Source organism: Pseudomonas sp. DD1 (genome assembly GCF_044510355.1).
Taxonomy (GTDB): domain Bacteria; phylum Pseudomonadota; class Gammaproteobacteria; order Pseudomonadales; family Pseudomonadaceae; genus Aquipseudomonas; species Aquipseudomonas shahriarae.
The window spans coordinates 502158-515843 of sequence record NZ_MSAJ01000011.1 but is presented as its reverse complement, the minus strand read 5'-3'; the positions used below and the strand labels follow the sequence as shown (position 1 = coordinate 515843).

At 60.5% G+C, this 13686-nt stretch carries 14 protein-coding genes; 9 read left to right on the top strand and 5 right to left on the bottom strand.

Features of this window, described 5'->3' with window-relative positions:
• The first annotated feature begins 335 nt into the window (after positions 1 to 335).
• Positions 336 to 1091: a TetR/AcrR family transcriptional regulator gene (locus PSFL_RS10120; RefSeq protein ID WP_057445041.1), complete on the top strand. Its 756-nt coding sequence runs from the start codon at positions 336 to 338 to the stop codon at positions 1089 to 1091.
• A gap of 141 nt (positions 1092 to 1232) precedes the next feature.
• Here the strand turns inward: PSFL_RS10120 and PSFL_RS10115 are convergent, their stop codons facing one another.
• Together PSFL_RS10115 and PSFL_RS10110 are read right to left on the bottom strand one after the other, a co-directional pair.
• Positions 1233 to 2297 (bottom strand): FUSC family protein, encoded by a 1065-nt coding sequence (locus PSFL_RS10115; RefSeq protein WP_057436936.1) that lies wholly within the window; start codon positions 2295 to 2297, stop codon positions 1233 to 1235.
• Between the two features lie 139 nt (positions 2298 to 2436).
• Positions 2437 to 4062 (bottom strand): NADP-dependent glyceraldehyde-3-phosphate dehydrogenase, encoded by a 1626-nt coding sequence (locus PSFL_RS10110; RefSeq protein ID WP_115128367.1) that lies wholly within the window; start codon positions 4060 to 4062, stop codon positions 2437 to 2439.
• Positions 4063 to 4201: 139 nt separating this feature from the next.
• On the opposite strand from PSFL_RS10110, the gene PSFL_RS10105 reads away from it, so the two are divergent.
• Positions 4202 to 5068, top strand: coding sequence for a Dyp-type peroxidase (locus PSFL_RS10105; RefSeq protein WP_057959333.1), 867 nt, complete (start codon positions 4202 to 4204; stop codon positions 5066 to 5068).
• Positions 5069 to 5109: 41 nt separating this feature from the next.
• Here the strand turns inward: PSFL_RS10105 and PSFL_RS10100 are convergent, their stop codons facing one another.
• A complete protein-coding gene (locus PSFL_RS10100; protein WP_057959334.1) occupies positions 5110 to 5631 on the bottom strand; it encodes a DUF3087 domain-containing protein in 522 nt (173 codons plus the stop codon).
• A 150-nt stretch (positions 5632 to 5781) separates the two neighbouring features.
• Between PSFL_RS10100 and PSFL_RS10095 the strand changes: the two genes are divergently transcribed.
• Positions 5782 to 5985: a DUF6021 family protein gene (locus PSFL_RS10095; protein WP_128592965.1), complete on the top strand. Its 204-nt coding sequence runs from the start codon at positions 5782 to 5784 to the stop codon at positions 5983 to 5985.
• Between the two features lie 50 nt (positions 5986 to 6035).
• On the opposite strand, the gene PSFL_RS10090 is transcribed toward PSFL_RS10095, so the two are convergent.
• A complete protein-coding gene (locus tag PSFL_RS10090) occupies positions 6036 to 6278 on the bottom strand; it encodes a DUF6555 family protein (protein WP_057436926.1) in 243 nt (80 codons plus the stop codon).
• A 159-nt stretch (positions 6279 to 6437) separates the two neighbouring features.
• On the opposite strand from PSFL_RS10090, the gene PSFL_RS10085 reads away from it, so the two are divergent.
• The 5 genes from PSFL_RS10085 to PSFL_RS10065 all read left to right on the top strand — a co-directional run bounded on the left by PSFL_RS10085 (position 6438) and on the right by PSFL_RS10065 (position 11384).
• Positions 6438 to 7271: an arylamine N-acetyltransferase gene (locus PSFL_RS10085; RefSeq protein ID WP_397469963.1), complete on the top strand. Its 834-nt coding sequence runs from the start codon at positions 6438 to 6440 to the stop codon at positions 7269 to 7271.
• Positions 7272 to 7420: 149 nt separating this feature from the next.
• Positions 7421 to 8173, top strand: coding sequence for an outer membrane beta-barrel protein (locus PSFL_RS10080; protein ID WP_057436922.1), 753 nt, complete (start codon positions 7421 to 7423; stop codon positions 8171 to 8173).
• Between the two features lie 156 nt (positions 8174 to 8329).
• Positions 8330 to 8698 (top strand): cytochrome c5 family protein, encoded by a 369-nt coding sequence (locus PSFL_RS10075; RefSeq protein WP_115128364.1) that lies wholly within the window; start codon positions 8330 to 8332, stop codon positions 8696 to 8698.
• A 77-nt stretch (positions 8699 to 8775) separates the two neighbouring features.
• Positions 8776 to 10104, top strand: coding sequence for a D-arabinono-1,4-lactone oxidase (locus PSFL_RS10070; protein WP_397470072.1), 1329 nt, complete (start codon positions 8776 to 8778; stop codon positions 10102 to 10104).
• Positions 10105 to 10172: 68 nt separating this feature from the next.
• Positions 10173 to 11384 (top strand): DSD1 family PLP-dependent enzyme, encoded by a 1212-nt coding sequence (locus PSFL_RS10065; protein WP_170044296.1) that lies wholly within the window; start codon positions 10173 to 10175, stop codon positions 11382 to 11384.
• Positions 11385 to 11461: 77 nt separating this feature from the next.
• Here PSFL_RS10065 and PSFL_RS10060 read toward each other — a convergent pair whose 3' ends face one another.
• Positions 11462 to 12406, bottom strand: a complete 945-nt coding sequence (locus PSFL_RS10060) for a transporter (protein WP_115128363.1) — start codon at positions 12404 to 12406, stop codon at positions 11462 to 11464.
• A gap of 217 nt (positions 12407 to 12623) precedes the next feature.
• On the opposite strand from PSFL_RS10060, the gene PSFL_RS10055 reads away from it, so the two are divergent.
• Positions 12624 to 13649 carry an AraC family transcriptional regulator gene (locus PSFL_RS10055; RefSeq protein ID WP_120733300.1) on the top strand — a complete coding sequence of 342 codons (1026 nt, stop codon included), beginning with the start codon at positions 12624 to 12626 and terminating at the stop codon, positions 13647 to 13649.
• Positions 13650 to 13686: the final 37 nt, after the last annotated feature.

Sequence of the window (13686 nt, the reverse complement as noted above, 5' to 3'; positions counted from 1 at the left end):
GCTATCCGGCTTGCTCCTGAAAATCGTTGTAACATCTTCAGGGCCTGCGTCACGATTGCCAATAGCTGGTTTTTATTCTTTTTTTAAAAACATTGTTTGAATAGTAACTGTGATGCCACAGCTTCGCCAGCCACAGAAATAGAGCGGTTGTTCTGGTGGCAGAGCCTATACCGGTGGCTGGAAAACGCCTGGTCCTGCCCTGGGCAAGCCGTTTACAGGGCGAGCGGCAACGCGCTTGGATAGTATGGTGCAGTGTCACTACTTGCTTTCAAGCATCCGCCCCGGTATAAAAAATCAAATTTTTTTTTAAAACATATTTCCCCCGTGGAACTTATATGGTCGCGAAGAAACTCAGCGCTCCAAATGTAACCAAGACTCGACTGCTGGATGCGACAGAGGCTCTTTTCATCAAGTACGGCTACGACGCCGTGCTGTTGCGGCAAATCACCGAGAAGGCTCAGGTCAATCTCGCCGCAGTAAATTATCACTTCGGGGACAAGGATTCCCTGATGAAAACATTACTGATGCAACGCCTGGAGCCGCTCAACGAGCAGCGCCTGGAATTGCTCGCCCGGTGTGAGGCCGAGTCTGACGGCCCGCTCGACTGCGATACCTTGCTGGGTGTGCTGTTCGCCCCGGCCATGGGCCTGGAGCGCAGTGATCCGGCCAGCGGCGAGGGGCGGTCCTTTATTCGTTTCCTCGGGCGGGTCTACAGCGATACCTCACCGTTTATCCAGGAATACCTCAAGGTGCATTACCAGCCGGTGTTCCAGCGCTTCTTCGAAGCCTTCGCCCTGGCGTTGCCCGACCTGCCGCGCAATGAGCTGGGGGTGCGCCTACAATTTGCCCTCAAGGCGATTTCCGGGGTGATGGCCGGGACCGAACTGCGCCTGCTGATGAACTCCATGAGCCTCGGGCGTCCGGCCACCGACGCCGAAGTCATGGCCAAGCTGATCACCCTGGTCTCGGCGGCCATTCGTGTGCCGCAGCAAAGCCCGGAAGCTGAAACAGCGCTGGCGCGGGTACTCGATACCCAGCGTGCGATTCGCGGCCAGTCGGCGCTGCCGGCAACCGGTAAAGTTGCGCGCTGAGCAAATCACGCGCAAAAAAAAGCCCGCTGGGGCGGCGGGCTTGATGTACAACGTTTGTAACGGATGAGGCTTCACAGTACGTCTGCGGATGTGAATAAAACGTGAAAAAAATGTGGATCCAATATTAAGTTGCAGCGTTTTTCAGATTTTCCACGCCTTGGCACTTTTTGCCAATCGGGCGTGCATCGCGTCGACATTTGCCGCCAGTTGCGCGGTCAATAACCGATAGCCATCCAACGCACTGTGCACTGGCGCCTCCAGGGCAGCTTGGGGATCAGGCGCAGCAAGGCTGGTTCGTTCCAAGCGTTGCGTGGCGCCGGATTGCAGGGCCCGCGCCATCCCGATCAACTGCACACGAATCTGCCGATGCTCAGCCTTGAGCGCCAGTTGCAAGCGCGCCATGGCCTGCTCATCCCGTGGGTCAGGGCGGGTATTGCCGAGAATTTCCAGGGTGCTGATGCACATCCGTAGATGGCGCTGGATCCCATCCAGCTCGGTCATGGAAATCCGCACTTCCTTGGACACCGACGGCATCAACGAACGCAGTTGCAACATCGCCGCATTCAAGCGATTGAGCAGCTTGAGGTGTTCGTCATCGGTGACCGACTGGCCACTGATGATCCGGCTGTAGATGGCGGCGCAGTCGCGCAGCGCGCTGGCCAGGTTGTAGCGCCAGGAGTACACGGCATACAGCGGCAGGGCGAAGGAAAACGCCAGGGCCAGGGCGATGCCGATCAGGATGTCGACGGTGCGCCACAGGCCATCGGACAGTGGGTTGTCCCCGTGGCCGGCGACGATAAACACGGTGATCCCCGACAGCAACGCGGTGTATCCACCCTTGCCGATGGCGTGATAGGAAAAAAAGCCACACACCACCGACATCAACAGGTAGGTCAACAAGGGTTGGCCCAGATAAGCCTGTTGCGCCACCAGCAGTAGGCCGACACTGGCCCCGATCAGCGTGCCATAGGCCCGCTCTACCGCTTTCTTGCCGATATTGCCGTGGTGCTGCAGGCCGCCAATCACCACCAGCATGGTCACCGAGGCCCATTCACCGTGGGGCAGGTTGATACCGGTGGTCAGCAGGATGGTCGCGAGCAGGCCGATGGACACCCGTACCGCGTGGATCAGTTTGGCATGACGATAACGGCGATAGGGGTCGAGCAGTGGCCGCAACAGGCGGCGGGCGAAGGGCGGCAGATTCATCGGGATTAAGAAGGCCTCATCGTTAGATGTTATGAGGTCCAATGTGGGAGCTGGCTTGCCTGCGATCGCATCACCTCGGAGTCACTGACACACCGAGGCACCTGCATCGCGGGCAAGCCCGCGCCTACATGGGAGCAGTTTAGAAAATATAGTCGGTGGTCAAAAAGCTCGACGCCCGGTCCCGAATGATATCGCTGATCAGTGCTTTGTTGCTGTCCTGGAACTTGGTTGCCACCAGGGTGCGGATCGAGAACACCCGCAGGGCGTCATGCACCGACAACGTGCCTTCGGCCGAGTTCTTGCGGCCATTGAACGGGAAGGTGTCCGGGCCGCGCTGGCATTGGGCGTTGATATTGATCCGGCCCACCTGGTTGGCGAAGGTGTCCACCAGGCGCCCGACTTGCGCCGGGTCGGTGCCGAAGATACTCAACTGTTGGCCGAAATCCGACTCCAGGACGTAGTCGATCACCGTGTCCAGGTCGCGGTAGGGCACGATCGGCACCACCGGGCCGAACTGCTCCTCGTGGTACACCCGCATCTGTGGGGTCACCGGGTACAGCACCGCCGGGTAGAAGAACGAGCCACGGCTGGCACCGCCATTGGCGTTCACTACCTTGGCCCCGTGTTGCGCCGCGTCGGCTACCAGACCGTTGAGGTAATCCACCTTGCCTGCTTCCGGCAGCGGCGTCAGCGACACACCTTCGTCCCAGGGCATTCCCGGTTTGAGGCTGGCGAGTTTGTGGTTGAACTTCTCGATAAAACGTTCGACCACGGCTTCATGCACAAACAGGATTTTCAACGCGGTACAGCGCTGGCCGTTGAACGACAGCGAGCCGGTGACCGCTTCGTTGACCGCGTTATCCAGGTCGACCTCAGGCAATACGATGCCGGGGTTCTTCGCATCCAGCCCCAGGGCTGCTCGCAAGCGATGTGGGCGCGGGTGCAGCTTCTTCAAGTCACTGGCTGCCTTGTTGGTGCCGATAAACGCAAAGATATCCACCTTGCCGCTGGCCATCAGCGCACTGACGGTCTCGCGGCCGCTGCCATAAATCACATTGATGACGCCGGCCGGGAAGCTGTCGCGGAAGGCCTCCAGCAATGGCCGGATCAACAGGACGCCGAGCTTGGCCGGCTTGAACACCACGGTGTTGCCCATGATCAGCGCCGGGATCAGTGTGGTGAAGGTTTCATTGAGCGGGTAGTTATAGGGGCCCATGCACAGGGCGACGCCCATGGGCACGCGGCGGATCTGCCCGAGGGTGTCCTGTTCCAGCTCGAAGCGGCTGGAGCGGCGGTCCAGCTCCTTGAGGGCATTGATGGTGTCGGTGATGTAGTCGCAGGTGCGGTCGAATTCCTTCTGGGAATCCTTGAGGTTCTTACCGATTTCCCACATCAGCAGTTTCACCACGGCATCGCGCTGTTCGCGCATGCGCCGCAAAAACGCCTCGACATGCTGGATACGCTCGACCACCCGCATCGTAGGCCATTGGCCCTGGCCACGGTCGTAGGCCCGAACTGCGGCATCGAGGGCGAGCAGGGCGGTCTCGGCATCCAGCAGCGGCGTGCTGCCGATAATCACTGGGGTGTCGCCGTCGGCACCGGCCAACTGGACAGGGCTGCGCACCTGGGCCAACGGGCCGTTCCAGGTGCGTAACTGGCCGTCGACCAGATAGTCGCGTTGCTCGATGGGGGCGGCGAGGCGAAATTGTTCGGGAATGCCTTCGGCGGTCGGGAATAGATTGGCAAGCAGGTGAGTGGTGGTCATGTCGCTACCCCTGGAGTGGTTGCACAGCTTGAGTCAGAGATTCCCCCATCGGAGGGCTCTGTTGCAAGGCTTACACGCATTTCCCTACGCACACTGGGGCGCGGCGGGTAAACTACGCGGCTTTCTTGAAGGAGTTCATATGAGTCAGTACCAGCCGGGCATTCTTGCCGCACCGGTGCCGTTGCAGGCACGCCATCTGTTTTTCGCCATCGAGTCCATCGACGCCGTGCCGGCAGCGCTCGACGCGCTAGTGCAGTTGGTCGACTCGGCAGTGGTGGTGGGTTTGGGTGAGCCGCTGGTCAAGGCACTGGGCGCGCACATCGAAGGGCTGCGCAGTTTTGCGCCCATCTCGGCGCCGGGTGCCCACAACCCGTCCACCCAACAGGCGCTGTGGTGCTGGTTGCATGGCGAAGACCGTGGTGAGTTGCTGTTGCGCAGCCGGGCCTTTGAAAAAGCCCTGGCGCCGGGCTTTCGCCTGGTGCAGATGACTGAAGGTTTCCGCTACAAGACCGGCTTTGACCTGACCGACTACGAAGACGGCACCGAAAACCCCCATGACGACGCCGCCGTCGAAGCCGCCGTTGCCGGCAGTGGCGCCAGCTTTGCCGCGATCCAGCAATGGCAACACGACCTGGACGGTTTCGCCGCCTTGCCGGCCCAGGAGCGCGACCACATCATCGGGCGTCGCCATGGCGATAACGAAGAGCTGGACGACGCCCCCGAGTCCGCCCACGTCAAGCGCACCGCCCAGGAGAGCTTCACCCCCGAAGCCTTTGTGGTGCGCCGCTCCATGCCCTGGGCCGAAAATGGTCAGGCCGGGTTGATGTTCCTCGCGTTCGGCCACTCCTTTGACGCCTTTGAAGCTCAGTTGCGCCGCATGAGCGGCCTGGAAGATGGGATTGTCGATGGCCTGTACCGCATCAGCACACCGTTGACCGGTGGCTACTACTGGTGCCCGCCGCTCAAGGATGGGCGTCTGGACCTGGGCGCGATCTTCGCGGCCTGAGCCAAACGCTTGTAGGAGCCCACAAACGGGCTCCTATGAGGTCAGGCGCCGCGCATGGCTTCCAGCCACGCTGGATCCAGGCGCGTTTGTTCAGCCTTGATTCCCAGCGCCTTCATCTGCGCCTTATGTTTCTCGATCTCCCCGACCAGTTGCGCCTGGGCGCTGGAATTGGCGTCCAGTTCATGCATCTGCGTCAGCCCCAGGTGATAGAACCGCAGCAGCTTCATCGCCGTCGGGTCGTTGGCCTGGACCCGCTCGGTCACCTTGTGCATCACATTGGTCACCCGCATCAGGCTGCGCTTGAGCTGCCAGCCATAGATCGCCGGCGCCAGCCAGGCCTGTGACCAGAGCGGACCGCGTACCAGGGCGATAGTCAGCACTACGCCGGCCGCCACTCCCCCGATATTGAAACGAAAGTTGTCGCCGCCGGGCTCGCCAAACAGCATCACGGCCAGGCTCGACAGCAGCATGGCCAGGGCGATGAAGATCACCGCGACAATCAGCGTGCTGCGGCGGGTCTGCTGGCGATAGGTTTGCGGATCGACAGGTTTGATCTCAAACATGCGGGATGCAGTCTCCATGAACTAAGTAGGGGTATTGCGCGGCGCGGCATCTTCTCATGGTTTGTGGGTGGGCGTGAGAAAGTTGAACGATGGCAGCCGGGGTTTTCTCTAACGCATGTATGCATCGTCAGCAAAGCGAAGGAGATGACTGTGACTGAACAATCGAAAAAGCCCGATGGCCCGCATTCGTCGGAACACGCCAGTGATCAGCACGATTTGGGGTTTGACCCAGACTCACCGGATGTGGCCGACCCGCAGGTCGACCCGGTCGGCCCGGCCATTGCGCCGTTGGACAAGAAGCACAAAGCCGGCAAGCAGCCGGCTTATGATCCCTTGGGCGATCTGAAACCATAACTTCACGCCCATCAGTGCAGGAGCTGGCAAACCAGCTCCTGCCGCAGCGCCTACAGGCGCTTGGGGGCGATCCAGGTGACGTCGGTGATGCCGTATTTCTCCGCCCATGGCCGCGTGGTCTTCTTGGTGCGCTCGTGGCCAGGACGGCCAATGCGCCCGACGTGGGCCACCCCGGCGTCACAGCTGGCCCAATGCCATGCCTCGGCGTTATTCATCACCTCCGCACGCACTACAAAAGACTTGGGCTCGCCATGCAGCCTGTATTGGATGGTGTAGATCGTTGCCGTGCCCATATTGCCTCCCTGTTTTGATATGGAGTTGATGCAATTAGGTTCAGAAAGGTTCAGAAAGTTTGCGCCCCATTCCTACGATCTATTGCCACAGATCAGTATTGGCAGCGGCAACGGTTACGGGTATTAGTGAAACCTTCGCCCGCGCCCAAGGATCGCGCCATGTCCCAGGATTCACCGAACCTGACCCACAGCCGCCTGTACCTGCAACGCCTAGGATATGACAGCCCGCCAGCACCCACATTGGAAACCCTGGCGCAGTTGCAATTGCGCCATGTCTGTACCTTCGCCTTCGAAAACCTCTCGGTGCTGGCGCAACTGCCAGTGGCCCTTGATCTGGCCAGCATCGAGCAAAAAGTCCTGTTCGACGGGCGGGGAGGTTATTGCTACGAACTGAACCAGATGTTCCTGGCCTTGTTGCAAGAGCTGGGCTTCGATGCTCGGGGCATCACCGGTCGAGTAGTCATAGGCGGGCCGCCTGATGCCCACACCCCGCGTACCCATCGCCTGAGCCTGGTGACCCTGGCGGGTGTGCGCTACATCAGCGATGTCGCGTTTGGTGGCATGGTGCCAAGCAGCCCGCTGCAGCTGGACAATCTGGCGCCACAGGCCACGGCCCATGAACCCTATCGCCTGACCTTGAAGGACGGCAGCTACACCCTGTGGGCCCAGGTTGGCGAGGAATGGCGAGGGCTGTACGTGTTCGACCTGCAGCCGCAGTCGCACTTCGACTATGAACTGGGCAACTGGTATGTCTCGACCCACCCCGATTCGCCGTTCATCAAACAGTTGAAAGTGGCGCTGATCGGGCCCGGCCTGCGGCGTACGTTAAACAACGGCAACTACGCCGTTCATCACGTGGGCGGTGACAGCGAAAAACGCTCGATCACCGACGTCGACCAATTGCTGGAACTGCTGCGTGAAGCGTTTGGTTTACGCGTGCCCAAGCACCCACAGCTACGCCCGCGACTGGCGCAACTATTGGCCGATAGCTGATAGGCCTACTCTGGAAGGCCTGATCCAGAGCCTTCGCTGAAGCGTTTTACCTCCAACTCCAAGGCAAATTAAATCGAACCTTTTGCAAAACAGGGGGTTCGAACCGTTTCTTGAATAATTTGCCCACCTAAAAAAGGAGATGTAAAACGATGTCCAAACTATTCGGAAAAATCCTCAAGAACTCCTCGGTCCTGGCCCTGGTTGCCGCACCGGCGATGGTATTCGCTGCGCCGTCCACCGATCCGATTTCCACCTTCGGTATCCTCGGCAGCTACAACGACTTCAAGCTTGAAGGCGGTAGCGAAAGCGACAAGGATCATATGCCGGAAGCCGGCCTGTTCTATAACTTTGGCAACAAGCTGACTGCCGAATCCGGCTTTATCTACCAGGCCGGCGTGGACGCCAAGTTTGGCAAGAAAAGCGACAACAAACTCAAGGAAGGCCAGGCCGACCTCGACCTGGGCTGGCGCGCCGCGCTGGATGCGCGCAACTTTGTCGACGTGCTGGTCGGCGGTGGCTACAGCTGGACCCGTTATGAGCCGGACTCTGGCGACTACGACATGAAACTCACCAACAAGTCGCCGTTTGCCAAGGCGGCGGTGGGTTACAACCATCAGTTCGACAGCATGACCATGCGTGTCGAAGTGGGCGCCCGCCATACCATTGACGGCCGCGCCAAGCTCAAGGTTGACGGCATTGGCAGCGACACCGTGGACCTCAAGGACCGCACCAATCCCTACGCCGAAGTCAGCTTGCTGATGAACCAGAACGGCGACCTGCCGGTGATGGCGGGCCTGTACTACACCCGTACCGAGTACAAGCTCGACGCGGACTCCGAAGTGGCCGATAACACCAAGCTCAAGCGCGATGAGTACGGCTTCAAGGTCGGCCTGGCTTTCTAAGCCGGCTATTGCGGGCGCCGGCGTTCTGTAATGGAGCGTCGGTCGCCCGACCCTGTCCGCCCAAGCCCCCCTTTGTGTCCCCCAATACCCTCAACGCCGCGCCGTCCCTGACTTAGTGTGAACCCAGCTGTTCATACTAAAAAAGAGAGGCTGGCTATGTGGTCTACGACCTCCCGCCGCATGGGTTTGCTGCTGGCCTTGCTTGGCCTGCTGGCCGCCTGTGACGACAAACCGCAACATCCCCCGCAGCCTGCCACGGCAAGCAACGCCATGCCTGCCGACCCGGCGCTGGCCCAGCTCTACGACACCAGTTGCAAACTGTGTCACGCCAACCCTGCCTCCGGCGCGCCGTTGACCGGCGACAGCCAGGCCTGGAGCCCGCGTGTTGCCCTGGGCGCGGACACCCTGCTGGACCACACCCTCAACGGCTACAACGGCATGCCGCCGATGGGCCTGTGCATGCAGTGTTCCGAGGACCAGTTCCTGGGGCTGATCAGTTTTATGGCCGGTGTTCATATCCAATAACAACAATGGGGTAGGTAATGGTGCTTTCACGCAGGCAACTGTTGCAGCGCTCGGCGGTGGCCGGCGCATTTCTGGCAATCAGCAGTAACCCGGCGCTGGCCCAATTGGCCCGGGCGCCGCGCTTGATCCCCTGGCGCAATTGGTCGGGCGCCCAAAGCTGCCTGCCCCTTGAGCGGCTGGCGCCCAAGGACCTGGGGGAGTTGGTGCAGATCATTCGCCAGGCACCGGGCAAGATCCGCCCGGTGGGCTCGGGCCATTCATTCAGTGCCCTGGTACCGACAGATGGCACATTACTGTCGCTGAGTTTTTTCAATGGCTTGCTCGAGCACGATGCCAGCAGTCTGCAAGCCACCTTCGCCGCCGGCACGCCCATGTCACGCATGGGGTCGGCGCTCAAGGCTGTCGGCCAGGCCCTGCCGAATATGGCGGACATCGACTACCAGACCCTGGCCGGCGCCATTTCCACCTCGACCCATGGCACCGGGGTTGGGTTTACCTCGTACTCAGCCGGTGTCACTGGCCTGCAACTGGTGACGGCCGAGGGCGAGGTGCTGGACTGCGACGCCGGGCGTGAGCGCGAGTTGTTCAACGCCGCACGGGTGTCGCTGGGCGCGCTCGGCGTGACCACCCGCGTGCGCATGCAAAACCGCACCCCTTACCGCCTGCGGGAGCGCCAATGGATAGCGCCGACCGAAGAGCTGTTGGAGGACGTGGCGAACAACACCCGCGAGAACCAGCACTGGGAGATGCTGGTGGTGACACATTCCGACTACGCGCTGTCCATCGCCCTCAACGAAACCACCGACGCGCCAACCCCGCCAATCGACCCGGCAGAGGCGGGCGGCAATGAGTTTGTGTCGATTATCGAGAACCTCGACAAATATGCCAGCGACTTCCCCGCAACCCGCCGCACGCTGCTGAACAGCCTGCGCTATTTCGCCAGTTTCCAGGACCGTGTGGCTGAATCGTTCGAGGTCTACGCCAACGTGCGCAATGTGCGGTTCAACGAGATGGAGTATTCGGTGCCCGCCGAACACGGTCCGGCCTGCCTGCGGGAAATCCTCAAGCTGATCCGCGACAAAGACCTGCGCACCTGGTTTCCCATCGAGTACCGCTACGTCAAGGCTGACGATATTCCCTTGAGCATGTTTGAAGGCCGCGACAGCTGTTCGATCTCGGTGCACCAGCACTACACCATGGACCATCACAACTTTTTTGCCGCGATCGAGCCCATCTTCTGGAAATACGCCGGCCGGCCGCACTGGGGCAAATTGCACACCCTCAATGCCCGCGCCCTGCAGGCCCTGTATCCGCGTTGGAACGAGTTCGCGCGGGTGCGCCAGGCCCTGGACCCCGGCGGCAAATTCCTTAATGCACACCTGTCATCAATCCTGGGAGTAGCCTGATGAACCGCAGACATTTCATGGTCGGCACCCTCGGCGCCGGTGCGTTGCTGGTGGCGGGCGCGGCGCTGCTGCGTCCGGCTGACCGGGGCTCGCCCTACAGCGAATACTTTCGCCAGTTGAACCAGCAGCTCAAAGCCCATGGGCCGATGCGTCCGGTGCTGCTGATTGACCTGGATCGCCTGGATCACAATATCGACATCGTCATGCAGTCGGTGCAGCGCGGAGGTAAACACCTACGGCTGGTGGAAAAATCCCTGCCTGCGCCGGGCCTGTTGGCCTACATTGCCAAGCGCGCCGGCACTCAGCGCCTGATGTCGTTTCACCAACCCTTTCTCAACCATGACGCCCAGGTGTTTCCCGACGCCGATATCCTGCTGGGCAAGCCGTTGCCGGTGCGTTCTGCCGAGCTGTTCTATCAAGGCCATCAGGGGCCCTTCGACCCCGCCCGGCAATTGCAGTGGCTGCTGGATACGCCACAGCGCCTGCAACAATACCTGGCGCTGGCCCAGGGCCTGGGCACACGGCTGCGGATCAATATCGAACTGGATGTGGGCCTGCACCGCGGCGGTATCAGCGATAACACGGTGCTGGGGCAGATGCTGGGGTTGATCAGTGCACACCCCCGGCACCTGGAATTTGCCGGCTTCATGGGCTATGACCCGTTTGTCGGCATGGGCGTGCCGGGCATCCTTGGCTCGCCCCAGACGTTGTTCGACAAGGTCATGCAGCGCTACAACGGCTTTGTCGACTTCACCCGCCAGCAGTTTGCAGGGCTGTGGCATGCCGGCCTGACACTCAACACCGCTGGCAGCCCCAGCTATGGGATGCATGAGCAGGAGCAACTGAGCAGTGAAGTTTCCGTGGGCACCGCCATGCTCAAGCCCACGCACTATGATTTGCCATCCCTCAGCGAGCACGTCCCGGCGGCCTACATCGCCACGCCAGTGCTCAAAAGCACCGGCGCGGTCAACATCCCGGCGCTGGATGATAAATCCCGGTTGTTGTCCTGGTGGGATCGCAACCAGCGCGCGACGTTTTTTATCTATGGTGGCAACTGGATGGCCGAGTTCGAGTCGCCTTCGGGGCTGCAAAGTAATGGCTTGTATGGCCGCAGCTCCAACCAGGAGATGGTCAATGGCTCGCCGGGGGTTGGCTTGAACATCGACGATCAGGTGTTCATGCGCCCGACCCAGACTGAATCGGTGCTCTTGCAGTTTGGCGATCTGCTGGCGGTGCGCGGCGGCAAAATTGTCGACAGTTGGCCGGTTTACAGCGGTTGAAATGACGTATTTCTGCGCAGGAACTGGCCTGTGGCAAGGGGGCTTGTTGTAGCAAGCCCCTTCGCTTCAGGCGGATCCTACAACGCAAACGGAATCGTCAGCTTGGCCCACAACATATCGCCTTCCGGCCGGTTCTCTACATCAAACTCCTTGGCCCAACGAATCTCCGCACTGGCGTACTTGAGAAAGGTGAAGTACACCGCCGGCCCCACCGCAAACACCTGGCCCCGCACCCCATCGTCGACATCTTCGCCGTAGATATTGGTGACAGTGCGCCCGTACTGCTTATCGTCAGTCGTCTGCTTGAGATAGTAGCCATTGATACCCAGGCTCAGGTTGTCGGTCACCTTGTAGCTGGCCGAGTAGTCGAAGTGGAAAATCTGCCCGGAACGGTAGTCCGTGGCGTGGTTTTCCTTGTTGAAACTGTAGGTAGTCTTGATCGACAGCTCAGTGCGCTCGTCAGGCAGCCATGTCACCGACACCAGGGGCTTATAGGTGTAGAAATTGTTGCTGGTATTGGCCAGGCGGGAAGCATCGTACTCACCGGTAGGCACGGTGATTTCCACGGCGGCACCCAGGGTCAGGTTTTTGCCCAGGTCCCACAGGATTATCGGCGCAATGGTGGTGTCACCCATGCTTTCGCGCTGGTCAGACATGCCGAACAGCGCCACTTGTTGCTTGAGGTAAGGCTGCGCGATGTAGCCGCCCAACCGCCCGCCAAACACCCGCAACGGGCTCAGGTAGTCCAGGCGCGGGATGATCGCGTCCGAGCGGATCTTCACCTGCGGCACTTTGCCCCCTAGGGAACTGATGTCCAGTTTCGTCGCTTCATAGTGGTTGTAGTAAAGGTTGAAAGCGAACATGTGGTCCGGCAGGTGATCGACATCCAGGGGCAGGATGTAAAAGCCGTCGGTACCAGGGCCGATATTGTCTACGCCGCCCTCGGTGGCCAGGGTCGGCAGGCTGATGCTGATAAGCGCCAGGGCAAAGGGCAGGGGGGCAAGCGCACGGGTCGGATTCATGTCAGGGCTCATTATTATTGTTGGAAGGTCGGCCCTCACCGGGGCCTGGCCCATACAAATAAGCCCTTGGTGCCCTAGTGGGCAGGGTATTGGCGGCCACATAAGGGGGCTTTGCCGGACACCGTTCATTCAGAGTGCGGCGAGCCTTGCAAGCACCTATGATTGTCAGGATGTTTCTAAAACAATAACCGGGCATACAGTCGGGAATCGCAGATCCATGCACAGCAAAACCGTTGATCCACATTACGAATTGGCCCTGGTCTCGCCCTTTCTCCTGCAAACCCTGGGGCAGGTTGTGGCGCAAAAGGGCGCCAATGCCGAGCATCTTTGCCGTGGCCTGGGGTTTACCCTGGCGGACCTGGACGACCCGGCGCTGCGCATTTCCTACCGCCAGGCCGTGGCGATGATCCAGCGGGCCCTCAAGGTCATGCCTGAGCAGGGTCTGGGCCTGTGTGTCGGCAATCAGAATGTGCTGGGCACCCTGGGTTTGCTGGGGCATGTCATTTCGTTGTGCAAGACCCTGCGCGATGCCTTTGCCGTGGGCGAACGGCACCAGCACACCTCCGGCGGTATCGCCACCTCGCGCACCCTTGAAGGCGCGCTGGAGGTCATGGTCGAGGTCGAATGCCTGCTGCCCTATGCCGACGTCCAGGTTTTTGCCGCCGAAGAGTTCTTTGCCAGCCTCATGGTCTACGGTCGGACCCTGGTGGGCAGCGAATTCAAGCCATTGCGCATGGAGTTCATGCATGCGCCGCCGGTGTATGCCGCCGAGTACCAGCGCTTGTTCGGTGATGATGTGCGTTTTGGCTGTCTGCACAACCGCATGGTGCTTGAGGCCCGCTGGCTCGACGTGCAATTGCCCAATCACCATGCCCTGGCATTGCGCCAGGCCCTTGGCCTGCTGGAACTGGAAAGTGCCCAGCTGCACCGCAAAATGGACCTGATCCAGGCGGTGGAGCGCGCTATTTCCCGCGACTTGCAGGGCAGTCAATTGGAGAAGGTCGCCAGTGACCTGAACATGAGCGGGCGCACCCTGCGTCGGCGCCTGACCGACCACGGGCTGACGTTCGAAGCCTTGCTGGAACAGGTGCGTCGTGCCCGGACCATGGGTTTGCTGGGCAACCCCGGGCTGTCCATCGAGCGTATTACCCAAGAGGTCGGCTACAGTGACGTACGCAGCTTTCGCCGGGCGTTCAAGCGCTGGACGGGGCTCAGTCCCAGTGCGTTTCGCAGCGTGGGCTGAGGACCGGCGCGTGGCCGTGGATTTGCATTGAACCCTG